Raw genomic sequence first — 16,685 nt, forward strand, 5'->3', positions numbered from 1 at the left:
CATCGCCCGGGGGTCCTCGCTGGCAGACAGGGCGATCTCGAACTCGAGGCGCGCCGCCGCCTCACGGACCGCGAACAGGTCGGCCACGGCAGCGACGTGCAGGTAGTCCTCCAGCGCTTCGCCTCCGAGACCGCGGGCGCGCCGCACCCAGGACGCCTCCCGGCTCAGCCCGGCGAACAGGAGTCCGTGCGCTTTCACCACGGCCAGGTCGCCAAGGGCACGGTCCTCGAAGGACAACCGGGCATCCGTGTACGCGAAATGCAGGGCGCGACCCACGGCGATGAGCAGGGCGATGCAACCCGGCTGCGTGATCGTGGGAACGACGAGGAGCCGGATCCGGTCGGGGACCCGAACCGGGGTGCAGCAGGCCATCATGCCCGGCCCCGGAAAGGGTTCCTCCTCGATCGACACGTGACCACCGTGCTCGAGTGGAAGGCCGATGTCGCGAAGATCCTTGCGAAGGCTTCCCAGGACGTCGCCTTCCTGGCACGAACCGTCCAGCCAGGGCATCCGTTTCAGCCACCCGGCATCGTGGCTCTCCGCAGCGTCCAGTCCGATCCCGAGGCGCCTGCGAAGCTCCCGGTCCATCACCTCGCGGTACAGTTCGTCGGTGGCCTCGAGCAGTCGTCGGGCCTCTCGACGGACTCCGAGCAGGTCGACGCCCGCCAGACGCTCGACGGCCTCCCGATACCCTCCGTAGCCGAGCTCGGCGGCGGCCTCGCGCCAGCGGCTCAGTCGGTCGAGCTGGAGGGGAATCGCCTCCTCGAGGACGAGCAGACGCTCCTCCTCCAGAAGCCGCCGCCCTTCCCGCGAGTCGGTGGCGTGGATCAGGCTCTTCGCCTGGCTCACGGGCACCGCGATGTCCCCCACCTCGACCTTCGCCGTCGCACGCCAGTACTCGAACTCATCGTCGAGCCGCGCGTTGGTCGACTCGAGGTGGTGACGCGCCGCCCAGCGGAGCAGCTTGCGGAGCTGGCGCTCCCCGTCGTGATCGGCCGCCGCGATCGCCCTCTCGATCACCGGGAGGGTGCGCGAAGCCTGGAGGACGTTCTGCGACTCGAACAGGGGGGCCAGCTCGGGCCACGCCTTGCGACCCGACCTCGCATCGTGCACTTCCTCGAGCACCGCGGCGCGGAACCGCTCGGCCCGTTCCCGGATCTCGGTGGTCGTCAGACCCACGAGCGACCCGACCTGCGCCCGATCGGCTTCAGCTTTCCGTCCCTCTGCCGAGTCGTTCGTCCAGATAGGCTCGCAGGCCGTCCGCGGGCACGCGTACCTGCTCCAGGGTGTCGCGATCCCGCACGGTCACGGTACCGTCTTCCACGCTCTGGCCGTCCACCGTGACGCAGAAGGGAGTGCCCGCCTCATCCTGGCGACGGTACCGACGACCGATGGAGCCGCTGGTGTCGTGGAAGGTCGTGTACCGGCCCCGCAGATCGGCGGCGATCCGTTCGGCCATCTCCGGCATCCCCTCCTTCTTGACCAGCGGGAATACGGCGACCTTGGTCGGCGCGAGGCGCGGATGGAGCTTCAGCACCACCCTTTCCTCTCCCTCCACCTCCTCCTCTTGATACGCATCGGCGAGGACGACCAGCACCGTGCGGTCGAGGCCCGCCGACGTCTCGATCACGTAAGGAACGAAACGCTTTCCGGTATGCGATTCGATGTACTCGAGCTTCTTGCCCGAGTGCTCCTGGTGCCGTGCGAGATCGAAGTCGGTCCGGTTGTGTATTCCCTCGAACTCCCGCCAACCCATGGGAAACAGGTATTCGATGTCCACCGCTTCCTTGGCGTAGTGGGCCAGCTCGTCCGGACCGTGCGGCTCGAGGCGGAGGCGCTCCTGGCGGATCCCGAGCGACCGGACCCACTCCAGCCGTCGCTCCTTCCACACGTGGAACCACTCTTCGTCCGTCCCCGGCTCCACGAAGAACTGCATCTCCATCTGCTCGAACTCACGCGTGCGAAACGTGAAGTTCCCCGGCGTGATCTCGTTGCGGAACGCCTTTCCGACCTGGGCGATCCCGAACGGGACCTTCTGGCGGGAGCTGTCGAGGACGTTCCGGAAGTTCACGAAGATCCCCTGCGCGGTCTCGGGGCGCAGGTAGACGACGGACGTCGAGTCCTCGACCGGTCCCATGAAGGTCTTGAACATCAAATTGAAGTTCCGGGGCTCCGTGAACTCGCCGGTCACCCCGCACGTGGGACACTGGTCGCCCTCGACGTGGTCGGCCCGAAAACGGCGGTGGCAATTCCGGCACTCGATCAGCGGATCGGTGAAGCCTTCCACGTGGCCGCTCGCCACCCATACCTCCGGGTGCATCAGGATGCCGGCGTCGACCCCTTCCACGTCCTCGCGGCGATGAACCATCTCGGCCCACCAGGCCTCCCGGACGTTCTTCTTGAGCTCCACGCCGAGCGGGCCGTAGTCGTACACGGCCCCGACGCCTCCGTAGATCTCCGAGGACTGAAAGATGAATCCCCGCCGCTTGGCGAGGGACACCAGCTTTTCCATCAGGTTGTCGGGGTGGCCCGTCTCGGTGCTCACCTGTGCCTCCGTGATTCGAACTCTGTCCGCACCGCTGCATGGTGCCCGCCACCGTTCCGGCGGGGAGCCGGTAGGATAGCGTCAGCCGAGGGCCTCCGCGACCAGCCGCGCGATGTCATCGGCGCCGAGCCAGGCACCCTCTCCGCCGATCACCTCGACTCCGGGCGGGACGGGGCCCGCCAGCCGTCCGCACACCAGTGCGACCGGCACTTGCGAGGCCCGGGCCCTTCGCGCGATCTCCCAGGTGATCTTGCCGAGGGCGCTCGTCGCATCCCAGGCACCTTCGCCCGTGATCACCAGGTCGGCGCGCTCCAGGGCGTCGTCGAAGCGCAGCCTGTCGAGCACCCAGTGGCTCCCCGGCACCAGTCTCGCGCCGAGGAAGGCGGCACACCCGGCTCCCAGCCCCCCGGACGCCCCGGCTCCGGGGAGATCCGCCACGTCGCACCCGAGATCTTCCCGGAGGCGCTCGGACAGGTTCGCCAGCCCGCGCTCCAGCCGTTCCACGGACTCGGGACCGGCTCCTTTCTGGGGTCCGAAACGGTGGGCCGCTCCGTCCGGACCGCAGAGGGGAGCGCGCACATCCGCGATGGCCGTCATCTGTGTTCCGGTCGGCGTCGAATCGGGTGGCTCGATGCGAACCAGGTCCGATAGCGATCCGCCCCCAGGCGGGAGATTGCCCCCCTCCGGCCCGCGAAACCGGTAGCCGAATATCCGGGCGAGACCCGCGCCCCCATCCACGGTCGCCGAGCCGCCGAGCCCCATGTGAAGACGCGTCGCGCCCTGTTCGATGCACGCGCGCACGAGTTCGCCGACGCCGGTCGTGTCGGCCCTCAGTGGATCGCGGCGGTCCGTCGGGACGAGGTGCAGACCGCACGCGTCCGCCGTCTCGATCACCGCCTCGGCGGGCGAGAGCCACAGCGACCTTGCTCGAGCGGGTTCGCCCATCGGTCCGTGAACGTCGTGTACCCGGACCTCGCCGCCCTCCACATCGAGCATCGCCTCGAGCAGCCCCGGCCCCCCGTCCGACACCGGCAGACGAATCGTGTCCGCGTCCGGCCTCGTGGCCCGTGCGCCGTCGAGGATGGCTTGCGCTACTTGACCGGCGCTCAGGCTCTCCTTGAACGCCGTCGGACAGACGAGAATCTGCAAGATCCTACCCCCGGTTCGCGGGGCGCCGGACCGCGGGATCGAACCTCCCGTCCAGGCCGCGCCCCACCCGTCGGGAAAGCTAACGGGGCGGTGGACACCGGCGCAGCCGGAGCGCTACTGTTCACCCATGTTCGGACCTGGCGGAGACGTGCGGATCATCGGTCATCGCGGGGCTCGCGGAGTGGCCCCGGAGAACACGCTGCCGGCCATCCGGCACGGCGTGGAGGTCGGCGCTCAGGCAATCGAGATCGACCTGCACGCCTCACGCGATGGGGAGCTCGTGGTCATCCACGACCCTACCCTGGACCGTACCACGGATGGCTCCGGACCGGTCGAGGAGCGCGCCCTGGACGAACTGCGCCGCCTCGACGCCGGCTACGGTTTCACCCCGGATGGCGGCGATACCTTTCCCTATCGGGGCCAGGGGATCCGGATCCCGACGCTGGACGAGGCGATGGCCGCGATCGGTGACCTGCCCGCCATCCTCGAGGTGAAGAGCGCCGCGGCGGGTCGACGTCTCGCCGGGTGGCTGCCCGACCGCCCGGAACGGGACCGGGTGATCGTGGGCGGCTTCGATGCCGATGCGGTCCGACCGGCGGGCGATGCGGCGCGCTGGCGCTGCGCCTATCAGACCGACTTGCAGGGGTTCGTGTTCTGGGGAAAGCTGGGCATCCGCCGGCCGCTTCCGGCCGACCTCACGGCGGCCATGGTTCCGGTCCGAAAGGGTCTGATCCGCATTGTCACCCGGAGCTTCGTGCGCCGCATGCATGAGCAGGGCAAGGGGGTGTTCGTGTGGACCGTGAACCGGCCGGAGGAGATGCGAAGCCTCCTCGATCTCGGGGTGGACGGACTGATCAGCGACTATCCGGCCGTCCTCCGGCGCGTGGTCGAAGAGCGACACGCCGCGGGCATGGAGTGAGGCACCGGAAGGCACCCCGGTCCCGTCCCCCTTCTCTTCGCGTCAACCGACCGGACGCAGGCACGTTGTCAGAAGGGACGCAGAGCACTCCGAAGTAGAGGATGCGGGAGGAGGTGGATGATGAGCGAGCCCGGATCGAGCTTGCCGTCAGCGGCGTGGACTCGGCGGGCGTTCGTCCGGGCGGGACTCGGCGCGATGGCCGCCACGGGCGTCGCGGCCTGCGGAGGAGACACCTCGGGCCCGGAACCGACTTCGGACCCGCGGCTTACGGCCCGACCCGGAAGCCCGATCTTCGACCCCCCGTCCGGTCGCAGCGGCCTCGGCCTCGGAAGCCCGCGCGATGGATTCCTGTACGTTCCCTCCGGCTACTCCCCGGTCAGCCCGGCGCCGCTCGTCGTCGGCCTGCACGGTTCGGGAGGCTCGTCGGACGACTGGTCGGGTTACGACGACTTCGCCGAAGAGAGGGGGTTCGTGTTCCTGGCGCCCGACTCTCGCTCCTGGACCTGGGACGTGGCAGATGTCGGCTATTTCGGTCCCGATGTGGGTTTCATCGACGACGCGCTTGCCTTCGCGTTCGAACGGTGCCGAATCGATCCATCGCGCATCGCTCTCGCGGGATTCTCGGACGGTGCATCGTACGCCCTCTCGCTCGGAGTCTCGAACGGAGACCTCTTCACGCACCTCATCGCGTACTCGGCAGGCTTCTACGCCCGGACTTCCCCGATCGTGGGCCAGCCGCGGGTGTATCAGTCGCACGGAACGAACGACACCGTACTCCCGGTTTCGCTGGGGCTCGACATTGCCGGGCGACTTCGCGATCAGGGATACGACCTGACGTTCGAACCGTTCGACGGAGGGCACATCATTCCGTATAACATCTCGCAGAGCTCGCTGGACTGGTTTCTCGCCGTGAGCTGACACGCCATTGCCTGCCGGAGTTCGTATGAGCAGCCGGAATATCCTCCACGTGGACATGGACGCGTTCTACGCGGCCGTGGAGGAGCGTGAGAACCCGACCCTGAAAGGTGTCCCCGTGGTCGTGGGATCGGACCCGAAGGAGGGCCGCGGGCGGGGCGTGGTGGCCACCGCCAACTACGCGGCCCGTCGATACGGAATCCGGTCGGCCATGCCGATCTCCGAGGCATGGAAGCGCTGTCCGACGGCGGTGTACCTTCGTCCGCGCATGCGCCTGTACGCGGAGGTTTCGAAGCGAATCCGCGGAATCTTCGATCGCTTCACGGACCTCGTCGAGCCGATCAGCATCGATGAGGCGTTTCTCGACGTGACGGCGAGCCGTCGCCTGTACGGTGAAGGACCGGCGATCGCCGCTCGCATCAAGGAAGCGGTGCGAAGCGAGGAGCGCCTGACCGCATCGATCGGCTGCGCGCCTTCCAAGTTCATCGCCAAGATCGCGAGCGATCTCGACAAGCCGGATGGCCTGGTGGTCGTGGAGGAAGGCGCGGAAGCGGAGTTCCTGGCCCCGTTGCCCATCGCTCGCCTGTGGGGCGCCGGGCCCCGCGCCCTGGAGCGATTTCGCAGGCTCGGCTGCGCCACGATCGGCGATGCGGCGGCCCTCGACCGTGAAGTGCTCGTGCGTACCTTCGGGGAGGCCTCCGGCGATCGATTCCATCGTCTCAGCCGCGGGCTCGACGAGCGCCCGGTCGTGCCGCAGCACGTCCGGAAGTCGCTGGGCAAGGAAACGACGTTCGGAACGGACATCGCGGACCGGCACACCGTGGAGCGCACCCTCCTCGACCTGACCGAACAGGTGGCCGCCGCCCTTCGGCGCAAGGATCTCGCCGGAGCCACGGTCACCGTGAAGCTCCGGTGGGAGGGTTTCGAGACGGTCACCCGCCAGCGAACGCTCGAAGAGCCCGTCAACACCCTGGAAGGCATCTGGCCTGTCGCCCGCGATCTGTTTCGTGCGGCGGACCGTCCGGAGAAGCGCGTACGCCTGGTCGGGGTCACCCTTTCCGCCCTGGACCGGACCGCGAGCCGCCAGGTCGACCTGTTCGAAGCCAGGGCCGGATTGGACGACCGGGTGGCCGAGGCGGTGGACGCCCTGTCGGAGAGATTCGGGTCCGGGACGGTCACGCGGGCTGCGCTGCTGGAGGACGCAGGAGACGGGAGTTCGTGGGAAGGCCGGGCGGCCGTACGGGTCTCCCGGTCCTTGCCGGACGGCACCGGCACCCCGGCGGACCGGAACGGGGGATCGGGATAGCGGAACTCGACAGATTCGACAGGAGGAGGAGATGGGTGCGGAGCCGAGTCGCGAGGAAGCCCTCGCGTTGATGCAGGAATACACGGAGAGCGGGAACCTGCGGAAACACATGTACGCCGTCGAAGCCGCCATGCGCGCCTACGCCCGAAAATACGGCGAGGACGAGGAATTGTGGGGCGTGACCGGGCTGATCCATGACTTCGACTACGAGCGTTACCCGAACGAGGCACTGAGCCCGGTCGAGGAGCATCCTTCGACCGGCGTGGCGATCCTCCGTGAACGTGGGTGGCCGGACGAGATTCTTCACGCCGTTATGGCCCACGCGGAGCACACGGGCGTCGAACCCGAGACCCGAATGGCCAGGACCCTGCGGGCCGTGGACGAGCTGACGGGATTCGTGACCGCCTGCGCGCTCGTTCGGCCAACGGGGATCTCGGATTTGAAGTCGAAATCGGTGAAGAAGAAGATGAAAGACCGCTCGTTCGCCGCCGCCGTCAACCGGGACGAAATCCGCGAATACACCGAGATCATCGGCGAGGATCTGACGGAGCACATCGACTTCGTCATCGAGGCGATGAGAGGCATCTCCGACACGCTGGAGCTCTGAGGTCATGCGCAATCCGAGGCCGATCCATACCGTCATCGAGCCGTTCCGAATCAAGAGCGTCGAGCCCATCCGGATGACGACCCGTGATCAACGGGAGGCGTTCATTCGCGCCGCGGGGTACAACGTGTTTCTCCTGGACGCCCGCGACGTCCTCATCGACCTGCTGACCGACAGCGGGACCGGTGCGATGAGCGCGGAGCAGTGGGCGGGCGTGATGCGCGGGGATGAGTCCTACGCCGGCAGCGACAGCTACCTGCGCTTCCGGGCGGCGGTGCAGGACATCACGGGGTTTCGGAACGTGATCCCGACCCACCAGGGGCGTGCCGCGGAACGCATCCTGTTCAGCACCGTGTGCCGGCCGGGCGACGTGGTACCCAACAACACGCACTTCGACACCACGCGCGCCAACATCGAGTTCACGGGCGCCGAAGCCCGGGACCTGCCCTGCGCCGAGGCGGCGGACCTCGCAACACCGGGTCCGTTCAAGGGCAACATCGACCTCGAGGCGCTCGAGGCCCTGCTCTCGGACCCGCCCGGCCGCGTCCCGCTGGCCATGATCACCGTGACCAACAACTCGGGAGGCGGACAACCGGTCTCTCTGGCGAACATCCGGGCCGCGTCGAAGCTGTGCCGCAGCCACGGGGTGCCGTTCTATCTCGACGCCTGTCGGTTCGCCGAGAACGCGTACTTCATCCAGCAGCGCGAGGACGGATACCGGGACACGCCTCTCATCGAGATTGCCCGGGAGATGTTCTCCCTCGCGGACGGCGCGACGATGTCCGCCAAGAAGGACGGCATGGCCAACATCGGCGGGTTCCTGGCCACCAATGACGACCAGCTCGCCGCCCAGGAGAGAGATCTCCTGATCCTCACGGAAGGCTTCCCGACGTATGGCGGACTCGCGGGACGTGACCTCGACGCGGTCGCCGTGGGGCTGTACGAAGCGCTGGAGCCCGACTATCAGAAGTACCGGATCGCCTCCACCGCATACCTCGGCAACCACATCAGCGCCGCGGGCGTCCCGATCGTTCAGCCGCCGGGCGGCCACGCCGTGTACATCGACGCCGCGGCCCTGTGTCCGCAGATCGATCCACTCGAGTTTCCCGGTATCGCCCTCACGGTCGAGCTCTACCTCGAGGCCGGGATCCGGGCCGTAGAGATCGGGAGCGTGATGTTCGGTCACCGGGATCCGGATACGGGCGAGCCGGTGGCCGCCCGCAACGAGCTCGTGCGGCTCGCCATTCCGCGCCGTGTGTACACGCAGAGCCACATCGACTACGTGGTGGAGGCGATCCTCAACGTGTACGACCGGCGACGCGCCATGAGCGGGTACCGGATCACGCACGAACCGCCGTTCCTCCGGCACTTCACGGCGCGATTCGAGCCGCTCTGAATCCGAACGCCTCCGAAGCTCCGGTGCGGGTGACACGCATCCACCGGAGTGCACAGGTGGCGCTCGCAAGCGGGCGACGTGCGGGATATGATGGACCCGGCCGGACGGACTCGTTTGCCGTCTTCACGACCCCTGATCCGGAGAAACTGAGCTGACAACCCAGGGAATCATCACGATGGTCGCCGTGCTGCTGTTCGTGTGGGGAGGGTTCGCCCTCTTCGTGACGACGGCGGTTCGTCGGGAACGACGGAAAGCCGCGGAGCGCGATCCGGCCGCAGGCAACTGGAGGGATTGACCATGCGCAGGATCGGCAGAGGTACGGCCCTGTTCATCGGGCTGGCCACGCTCGCACCCCTGGCGTGCGGCGGAGAGCCGGGCGCCGGGACGGAAGAGGCGGGAGGCGGGGACATGCAGGCTCGGGTGGAACAGTTCGCCCCGGTGACGCTGGGATTCGACGCCTCGCTGCTCGATGCCGACCAGCGGCGCGTCGTGCGGGAGCTGGTGGAGGCCTCCCGGCACCTCGACGACATCTTCTGGGTCCAGGCGTGGCGCGGGAATGCGAACCGGGAGGCGCTGCTCCCCGAGGGAGATGACCCCGAGGCCAGGGCGACGCGCGAATACTACGAGATCATGTACGGACCGTGGGACCGCCTTCAGGCCAACGAGCCATTCCTTTCCGGCGCGGGCGAGAAGCCCGAGGGCGCCGGCTTCTATCCCGCGGACATGACGCGTGAGCAGTTCGAGGCCTGGCTCACGGAGCATCCGGAGGACGAAGCGGCCTTCAAGTCCGAGTACACCCGGATCGAGCGGGCGCCGGACGGCGGCCTCGAGGCCGTGCCCTACCACGAGGCGTACGCGGAGCAGGTCGAGGCGGCCTCCGAGAACCTGCTGGCCGCCGCCGAGAGGGCGAACAATCCCTCGCTCAAGCGCTTCCTCGAGCTCCGGGCCGGCGCTTTGTTGTCGGACGACTACTACGACAGCGAGGTGGCCTGGGTGCGGCTCGCCGGCAACCTGATCGAGCCGACGCTGGGACCGTACGAGAACTACGAGGATGGGCTGTTCGGCTACAAGGTGTCCTACGAGTCCTTCATCGGGCTCAAGGACCCGGCCGAGAGCGAGCGCCTGGCCTTCCTGGTGTCTCACCTGCCGGACCTGGAGGCCTCGCTTCCGATCCCGGATCAGCACAAGTACCTCGACCGCAGCTTCGAGTCCCCCATCTCCGTCGTCACCCTGGTGTATGCCTCGGGAGAGGCGAATGCCGGGATCCAGACGATCGCCTTCAACCTCCCGAACGATCCGCGGGTCCGCGAGGGAGAGGGATCCAAGAAGGTGATGTTGAGGAACGTGATCGACGCCAAGTTCGAGACGATCCTCAAGCCGATCGCGGAGCGGGTCCTCGTGCCCGAACAGGCCTCGAAAATCTCCGTGGACCCCTACTTCACGCGCGTGCTGATGCACGAGCTCGCCCACGGTCTCGGCCCGGACTACGTGACCGGACAGCCGAACCTGACCGCCCGGCAGGGACTCAAGGACCGCTACGCGGCGATGGAGGAGGCGAAGGCCGACGCGGTGGGCACGAACAGCCTGCGCGTCCTCACCAGGGAAGGCGTGTACGACGAAGCGTTCCTCGACGAAGTGTACATCGATCACGTGGCCGACATGTTCCGCTGCGTGCGGTTCGGGGTGACGGAGGCGCACGGACTCGGCTGCCTCACGCAGTTCAACTTCCTCCGGGATCGCGGGGCGATCACCTACGATGAGGCTACCGGCCTCTTTGCTGCGGATCTGGAGGTGTTTCCCGTCGCGATCGCCGAGATGGCGCACATCTACCTGATGATGCAGGCCACGGCCGATTACGAGGGAGCAGGCCGGTTCATCGACACCTTCGGCGTCGTCTCGCCGGAGATGCAGGGGGCCCTCGACCGGCTGGCGGGCGACGTTCCGGTGGACATTCGCCCCGCCTACGCAGTCGAACAGATGATGACGGACTGGTAGGACGGACGCCGGGCGCCCCGCCGGGGCGGCCGGCACCGAGCACGGAGGCTCCGGTGCGCATCGCATACACGATCACCCGGTCGGATGACCTGGGCGGGGCGCAGATTCACGTGCGAGACCTCGCCACGGCCCTCAGAGAGCAGGGTCACGACACGATCGTGCTGGCCGGCGGCGGTGGCGTGGTCGCCCGCCAGCTGGAGGAGCGCGGCGTGCCGGTCGTCCGCCTTCGACACATGGCCCGTCCGATCCGTCCCCACCACGACGTCCAGGCCCTCAAGGAGCTGACCGAACACCTGGGGAGGATTCAGCCCGACATCCTCTCGACCCACTCCAGCAAGGCGGGCGTTCTCGGGCGGATCGCAGGGCACAGGCTGGGAATCCCGACCATCACGACCGCGCATGGCTGGTTGTTCGACCTCCCGAAACGGCGGGGCCGGGACTGGGTGGTCTGGAGCATCGAGAAGAGCATCGCACCGTTTTCCGACCGGATCGTGACGGTGTGCGAGTCCGATCGGGACCTGGCGATCGCGGCAGGGGTCTCGGGACCCGACCGTTTCGTCACCATCCACAACGCGATGCCCGACGTGGACGCCCGTTTGCGCGCCGATCCGGGCTCCGAGCCCCCTCACCTGCTGATGGTCGCCCGGTTCGCAGCACAGAAGGACCACGAGACCCTGTTCCGCAGCCTCTCGACCCTGCTCGACCTCGAATGGTCCCTCGACCTCGTCGGCACCGGTCCGGGCGAGGAGGCCTGCCGGGAGTTGGCCGGGACACTCGGGCTCGGGGACCGGGTGCGATTCCTGGGAATGCGCGAGGACGTGCCGGAGCGGATGGCAGCCTGCCAGGCCTACCTCCTGATCAGTCACTGGGAGGGCTTTCCACGGAGCATCCTCGAAGCTCTGCGCGCCGGGCTGCCCGTCATCGCCACGAACGTCGGGGGGGTTCGGGAGGCGGTCATCGACGACGTGACGGGCTTCCTCGTGCCCGAGAGCGACGCTGCGTCCCTGTCCGCGAAACTCGAGGCGTTGATCACGAATCCATCGCTTCGCGTTTCCATGGGCGAGGCGGCGCGCTCCCACTACGAAAAGCACTTCACCTTCGACCGGCTGGTAGAAGAAACGCTCGCCCTGTACGAGTCGGTGGCAGGCAGCTGAAGCGGAAGGGCCAGCTCCCGGGGCCCTGGTCGGCGAGTTCTCGCGATGACCGCGCACCACGGTACACGCGGGGCGTGCGCCGGCTCGACGCCCGCATTAGCTTCCCGCCCCGATGCCAAGACGCGACGACATCCATTCGATCCTGCTGATCGGCTCCGGCCCGATCATCATCGGCCAGGCCTGCGAGTTCGACTATTCGGGCACGCAGGCCTGTCGCGCGCTGCGTGAGGAGGGCTACCGGGTCATCCTGGTGAACTCCAATCCCGCCACCATCATGACCGACCCCGACGTGGCGGACGCCACCTACATCGAGCCGATCACGGCCGAGTGGGTGGAGCGGGTGATCGAGAAGGAGAAGCCCGACGCGATTCTCCCCACCATGGGCGGCCAGACCGCGCTCAACGTGGCCCTGGAGCTGCACGAAACCGGCGTGCTGGAGAAGCACGGGGTGGAGCTGATCGGGGCCGACACGCGGGCCATCCGGATGGCGGAAGACCGCGAAGAGTTCGCCAAGGCCATGAAGCGCATCGGCCTCGCCGTCCCGCACGGCGGCTTCGCCCACTCGGTGGACGAAGCGCTGACGATCGTCGAGGACACCGGATTCCCGGCCATCATCCGGCCCTCGTTCACGCTCGGCGGGACGGGCGGCGGGATCGCATGGAACCGGGAGGAGTTCGAGGCCAAGGTCCGGCGCGGGCTGGACCTCTCTCCGATCACCGAGGTCCTGATCGACCGGAGCGTGCTCGGTTGGAAGGAGTTCGAGCTCGAGGTCATGCGCGACGGGGCGGACAACGTCGTGATCGTGTGCTCGATCGAGAACGTCGACGCGATGGGCGTCCATACCGGCGACTCGATCACCGTGGCCCCGGCGATGACGCTCTCGGACTGGGAATACCAGGAGATGCGGGACGCCGCGATCGCCATCATCCGGGAGATCGGCGTCGAGGCAGGGGGCTGTAACGTCCAGTTCGCCCTCAACCCGGCGGACGGCGAGATGCTGGTGATCGAGATGAACCCGCGCGTCTCGCGCAGCTCGGCTCTCGCGTCCAAGGCCACCGGCTTCCCGATCGCCCGGATCGGGGCGAAGCTCGCAGTTGGCTACCGGCTGGACGAGATCGACAACGCGATCACCCTGAAGACGCCCTCGTGCTTCGAGCCGGTGCTGGACTACGTGGTCGTCAAGATTCCGCGGTTCGCGTTCGAGAAGTTCCCGCAGGCCGACCCGACCCTCGGCGTGCAGATGAAGGCGGTCGGCGAGGTGATGGCCATCGGCCGCACCTTCACCCAGGCCTGGCTCAAGGGCTTCCGAGCGCTGGAGAACGATCGTCCCGGTTGGGTCGCCTCGGAGGACCCGGCGGACGACCGACTGCCGGACGATGAACTGGAGTCGCTTCGGGCTGCGATTCGCACGCCCACCCCCGAGCGGCCCTTCCAGTTGTACCGGGCGCTGATGGCCGGGATGCCGGTCGAGGAAATCGCCGAACGGAGCCACATCGATCCGTGGTTCCTCGACCAGCTGGTTCAGATCACCGACGCAGCCCGCCAGTTCGGGGCCCTTCCCGAGGTCGGAGAACGCGAGCTGCGGGCCGCCAAGCGGATCGGCTTCGGCGATGCGGAGCTCGCGCTGCTTCGCGGCACGGACGAGACGGCGATCCGCGACCTCCGGCACGAGCACGGGATCCGACCGGTGTTCAAGACCGTGGACACCTGCGCCGGAGAGTTTCCGGCCGCCACCCCGTACCTGTACTCGACGTACGAAGAGGAGAACGAGTCGGTTCGCACCGACCGGCGCAAGGTCGTGATTCTCGGGAGCGGACCGAACCGGATCGGGCAGGGCGTCGAGTTCGACTACTGCTGCGTCTCGTCCTCCCTCGCCCTGCGTGACGTGGGCGTCGAGACGATCATGGTCAACTCCAATCCGGAGACCGTCTCCACCGACTTCGACATCTCGGACAAGCTCTACTTCGAGCCGCTCACCCTCGAGGACGTGCTCGAGATCGTGGAGCACGAGCGGCCCGAGGGTGTGATCGTCCAGATGGGCGGCCAGACGCCGCTGCGGCTGGCACGCCGGCTGGAGGAACTCGGCGTGCCCGTGCTCGGCACGAGCGTCGATGCGATCGACCGGGCGGAAGATCGGAAGCGGTTCGAGGCGCTGTGCCGCGAGCTCGGCATCGCGTGCCCGGAGGCGGGCACGGCGACGAGCGTGGAGGAGGCGGCCGAGGTGGCCGGCCGGATCGGCTATCCGGTGCTGGTGCGACCGAGCTACGTGCTCGGCGGTCGCGGCATGGAGATCGTGTACGACGAGGACATGTTGCGGCAGTACTTCGCCGTCGCTGCCCGCGCTGCGCCCGAGCACCCGGTCCTCCTCGACCGGTTTCTCGAGGACGCGTTCGAGGCCGACGTGGACGCCGTGAGCGATGGAAGGGATGTCCTCATCGGCGGGGTGATGCAGCACATCGAGGAGGCCGGAATCCATTCGGGAGACTCGGCGTGCGTGCTGCCTCCGTACCTGCTGAGCGATCAGGACATCGAGGAGATGAAGCGACACACCCAGGCCTTCGCCCGGGCGCTCGCGGTGGAGGGTCTCATCAACGTCCAGTACGCCGTGCACGAGGGTCGCACCTACGTGCTCGAGGTGAACCCGCGCGCCAGCCGCACCGTGCCCTTCGTGAGCAAGGCCACCGGGATCCCGCTGGCCCGGGTGGCCGCCCGGGTCCTCGCGGGTGAGAGCCTGGTTTCCATGGGGTTCCCGGATGACCTGAACGTATCGGACGTCGCGGTCAAGGAAGCCGTATTTCCCTTCAACAAGATCCCGGACGCCGACCCGCAGCTCGGGCCCGAGATGCGGTCCACGGGAGAGGTCATGGGCTGGGCCGACAGCTTCGGCCTCGCCTTCGCGAAGGCCCAGGTTTCGGCCGACGGATCACTTCCCCTCGAGGGAACCGTCGTCGTCACGGTCCACGACCGGGACAAACCGGCCGCGACCCCGATCGTGCGCCGGTTTCACGAGCTGGGCTTCGAGATCGTCGCCACGGAGGGGACGGCCCGGTATCTGCGCGGGCGGGGCGTGCCATGCCAGTCCGTGCTCAAGGTGCACGAGGGACGCCCCAACATCCTGGATCTGCTCCTCTCGGGAGAAGTGCAGCTCCTCCTGAACACGCCGCTCGGCAAGCACGCACAGCAGGACGACTACATGATTCGTCGAGCCGCGATCACCCGGGGGGTGCCGTACACGACGACGCTCTCCGCCGCTTCCGCCGCCACGGACGCCATCATGGCGCTTCGCAGCCGTACGCTGTCGGTGAGAAGCCTGCAGGAGAGGGCCGGGAGCCTGGGAGTCGTGGCCCGCAGCTGACCCTGGCCGCGGCTCGGCCCGGCGTCCGGGCCATCAAGCGATCAGGCGGGTATCTCCAGAACGAACGTGCTGCCCGTACGGGCGCCCTCCGATTCGGCCCGGATCCGGCCTCCGTGCATCTCCGCGATCCGGCGAGCGAGGGCGAGCCCCACTCCGGTGCCACCTCCCCGCGGGTCGAGACGGCGGAAGACGTCGAACACGCGTTCGAGATCGGCCGGATCGATTCCCATCCCGTTGTCTCGCACGAAGACCCGGTGAACGGAACGGGTCGATTCCGCCCAGATATCCAGTCGCGGCTGCGGCTGATCTCCCATGTAGGAGAACGCGTTCTCCACCAGGATGCGAAAGAGCTGGAGCAGACGGATCCGGTCGCCGAACACCTCTGGAAGGTGGGAAACCTCTACGCGCACTTCCCGGTCCGGCGCACGATCCCGGCACAGGTCGACGGCCGCCTCGACGACCTCGCCGAGCTGAACGCTCTCGAGGGTCTCCGGGAGGTGTCCGATCCGCGCCAGCTCTTCGAGGCTCGCGAGCATGTGACGCAGGCGGCTCACGGCCTCGTGCGCCCGGTGGACATCCGCATTCAGGATGGGGTCCGTATCCCCGAACCGGGTTCCCAGGCGGTGCAGTCCGGCATCCACGGCGGAGAGCGGACCTTCGAGCTCGTGCGAAACGGATGCGGCCACTCGCTCCAGCTCTTCGTTCGTGGCCTCGAGTTCCGAGATCAGCCGGGCCCGGTCCAGTTCCGCCTGCCTGCGGGCCGTGATGTCGCGTACGCCGCCCACCGCACGAACGGCCCCGTTTTGAGACTCGAGGGGCTGCGCGTAGTCCCGGACCCACCGAATCTCGCCGGTACGGGTGAGGATGCGGTACTCGACGATGTCCGTCCTGCCCTTGACCAGCGCCGCCAGGTGCGACCGCACTCGAATCCGGTCATCGGGGTGCACCAGGGCGAGCCAACCGGCCCGGGTGTCGAGCTCGGACGGCCGGTACCCGACGACCCGGGATGCATCCATGCTCGTCCACAGGAGCTGCGGATCCCCCTCGGTCGAAATGAGCAGCGAATACGCCCAGTCCGCCACGACCTCCGCGATGGTCCGGTACCGTTCCTCCAGCTCACGGAGGCGCGTCATCTCCTCCGCGGGATCGGAGCCATCCACGAGCGACCGGGGGGCGAATGCTCTATCTGTTGCGGGCTGCTTCATGACACGATACCGGACCGAAGACCTCGTCCGGTCGCTCGCCGGGTGCGGGGGTAGCCTCCGGGACACGACCTGCCGGCAGAGCTCAGAAGCAAGATTGGAACCGAAATTCCTTTCCACGGCGAAGGGCCGAGAACCGGGGGTG

12 protein-coding genes are annotated in these 16,685 nt (G+C 67.9%); 8 read left to right on the plus strand and 4 right to left on the minus strand.

Annotated elements, in window-relative coordinates:
• The 3 genes from AC36XV_RS07530 to AC36XV_RS07540 form a co-directional block, all read right to left on the minus strand.
• Window positions 1-1,179 (minus strand): hypothetical protein (locus tag AC36XV_RS07530; protein WP_492203065.1); only part of this gene is annotated, 1,179 nt, incomplete at its 3' end.
• A gap of 28 nt (window positions 1,180-1,207) precedes the next feature.
• Window positions 1,208-2,512, minus strand: a complete 1,305-nt coding sequence (locus AC36XV_RS07535; RefSeq protein ID WP_492203091.1) for a glycine--tRNA ligase — start codon at window positions 2,510-2,512, stop codon at window positions 1,208-1,210.
• Window positions 2,513-2,626: 114 nt separating this feature from the next.
• Window positions 2,627-3,694 carry a glycerate kinase family protein gene (locus AC36XV_RS07540; RefSeq protein ID WP_492203066.1) on the minus strand — a complete coding sequence of 356 codons (1,068 nt, stop codon included), beginning with the start codon at window positions 3,692-3,694 and terminating at the stop codon, window positions 2,627-2,629.
• Between the two features lie 127 nt (window positions 3,695-3,821).
• On the opposite strand from AC36XV_RS07540, the gene AC36XV_RS07545 reads away from it, so the two are divergent.
• The 8 genes from AC36XV_RS07545 to carB all read left to right on the plus strand — a co-directional run bounded on the left by AC36XV_RS07545 (window position 3,822) and on the right by carB (window position 15,338).
• On the plus strand, window positions 3,822-4,613 hold the full coding sequence (locus tag AC36XV_RS07545) for a glycerophosphodiester phosphodiesterase family protein (RefSeq protein WP_492203067.1): 792 nt from the start codon (window positions 3,822-3,824) through the stop codon (window positions 4,611-4,613).
• A 117-nt stretch (window positions 4,614-4,730) separates the two neighbouring features.
• Window positions 4,731-5,531: an alpha/beta hydrolase gene (locus AC36XV_RS07550; RefSeq protein ID WP_492203068.1), complete on the plus strand. Its 801-nt coding sequence runs from the start codon at window positions 4,731-4,733 to the stop codon at window positions 5,529-5,531.
• A 25-nt stretch (window positions 5,532-5,556) separates the two neighbouring features.
• Window positions 5,557-6,834 carry a DNA polymerase IV gene (gene dinB / locus AC36XV_RS07555; protein WP_492203069.1) on the plus strand — a complete coding sequence of 426 codons (1,278 nt, stop codon included), beginning with the start codon at window positions 5,557-5,559 and terminating at the stop codon, window positions 6,832-6,834.
• 31 nt (window positions 6,835-6,865) lie between these two features.
• A complete protein-coding gene (locus AC36XV_RS07560; RefSeq protein WP_492203070.1) occupies window positions 6,866-7,441 on the plus strand; it encodes an HDIG domain-containing metalloprotein in 576 nt (191 codons plus the stop codon).
• Window positions 7,442-7,445: 4 nt separating this feature from the next.
• Window positions 7,446-8,834 carry a tryptophanase gene (locus AC36XV_RS07565; RefSeq protein ID WP_492203071.1) on the plus strand — a complete coding sequence of 463 codons (1,389 nt, stop codon included), beginning with the start codon at window positions 7,446-7,448 and terminating at the stop codon, window positions 8,832-8,834.
• Window positions 8,835-9,131: 297 nt separating this feature from the next.
• Window positions 9,132-10,829 (plus strand): dipeptidyl-peptidase 3 family protein, encoded by a 1,698-nt coding sequence (locus AC36XV_RS07570; RefSeq protein ID WP_492203072.1) that lies wholly within the window; start codon window positions 9,132-9,134, stop codon window positions 10,827-10,829.
• Window positions 10,830-10,882: 53 nt separating this feature from the next.
• The gene (locus AC36XV_RS07575; protein ID WP_492203073.1) at window positions 10,883-11,983 is read left to right on the plus strand and encodes a glycosyltransferase family 4 protein; all 1,101 of its coding nucleotides are present in this window, start codon (window positions 10,883-10,885) and stop codon (window positions 11,981-11,983) included.
• A gap of 112 nt (window positions 11,984-12,095) precedes the next feature.
• Window positions 12,096-15,338 carry a carbamoyl-phosphate synthase large subunit gene (gene carB, locus AC36XV_RS07580; protein WP_492203074.1) on the plus strand — a complete coding sequence of 1,081 codons (3,243 nt, stop codon included), beginning with the start codon at window positions 12,096-12,098 and terminating at the stop codon, window positions 15,336-15,338.
• Between the two features lie 41 nt (window positions 15,339-15,379).
• Here carB and AC36XV_RS07585 read toward each other — a convergent pair whose 3' ends face one another.
• Window positions 15,380-16,471: a sensor histidine kinase gene (locus AC36XV_RS07585; protein WP_492203075.1), complete on the minus strand. Its 1,092-nt coding sequence runs from the start codon at window positions 16,469-16,471 to the stop codon at window positions 15,380-15,382.
• Window positions 16,472-16,685: the final 214 nt, after the last annotated feature.

The organism is Candidatus Benthicola sp. (genome assembly GCF_058719085.1).

Excerpts from the sequence above, each read along its gene's own strand:
- AC36XV_RS07560 (WP_492203070.1), top strand. The coding sequence starts at position 6,866 with ATGGGTGCGGAGCCGAGTCGCGAGGAAGCCCTCGCGTTGATGCAGGAA.
- AC36XV_RS07565 (WP_492203071.1), top strand. The coding sequence starts at position 7,446 with ATGCGCAATCCGAGGCCGATCCATACCGTCATCGAGCCGTTCCGAATC.
- carB (WP_492203074.1), top strand. The coding sequence starts at position 12,096 with ATGCCAAGACGCGACGACATCCATTCGATCCTGCTGATCGGCTCCGGC.
- AC36XV_RS07570 (WP_492203072.1), top strand. The coding sequence starts at position 9,132 with ATGCGCAGGATCGGCAGAGGTACGGCCCTGTTCATCGGGCTGGCCACG.
- AC36XV_RS07535 (WP_492203091.1), bottom strand. The coding sequence starts at position 2,512 with ATGGAAAAGCTGGTGTCCCTCGCCAAGCGGCGGGGATTCATCTTTCAG.
- AC36XV_RS07550 (WP_492203068.1), top strand. The coding sequence starts at position 4,731 with ATGATGAGCGAGCCCGGATCGAGCTTGCCGTCAGCGGCGTGGACTCGG.
- AC36XV_RS07585 (WP_492203075.1), bottom strand. The coding sequence starts at position 16,471 with ATGACGCGCCTCCGTGAGCTGGAGGAACGGTACCGGACCATCGCGGAG.
- dinB (WP_492203069.1), top strand. The coding sequence starts at position 5,557 with ATGAGCAGCCGGAATATCCTCCACGTGGACATGGACGCGTTCTACGCG.
- AC36XV_RS07545 (WP_492203067.1), top strand. The coding sequence starts at position 3,822 with ATGTTCGGACCTGGCGGAGACGTGCGGATCATCGGTCATCGCGGGGCT.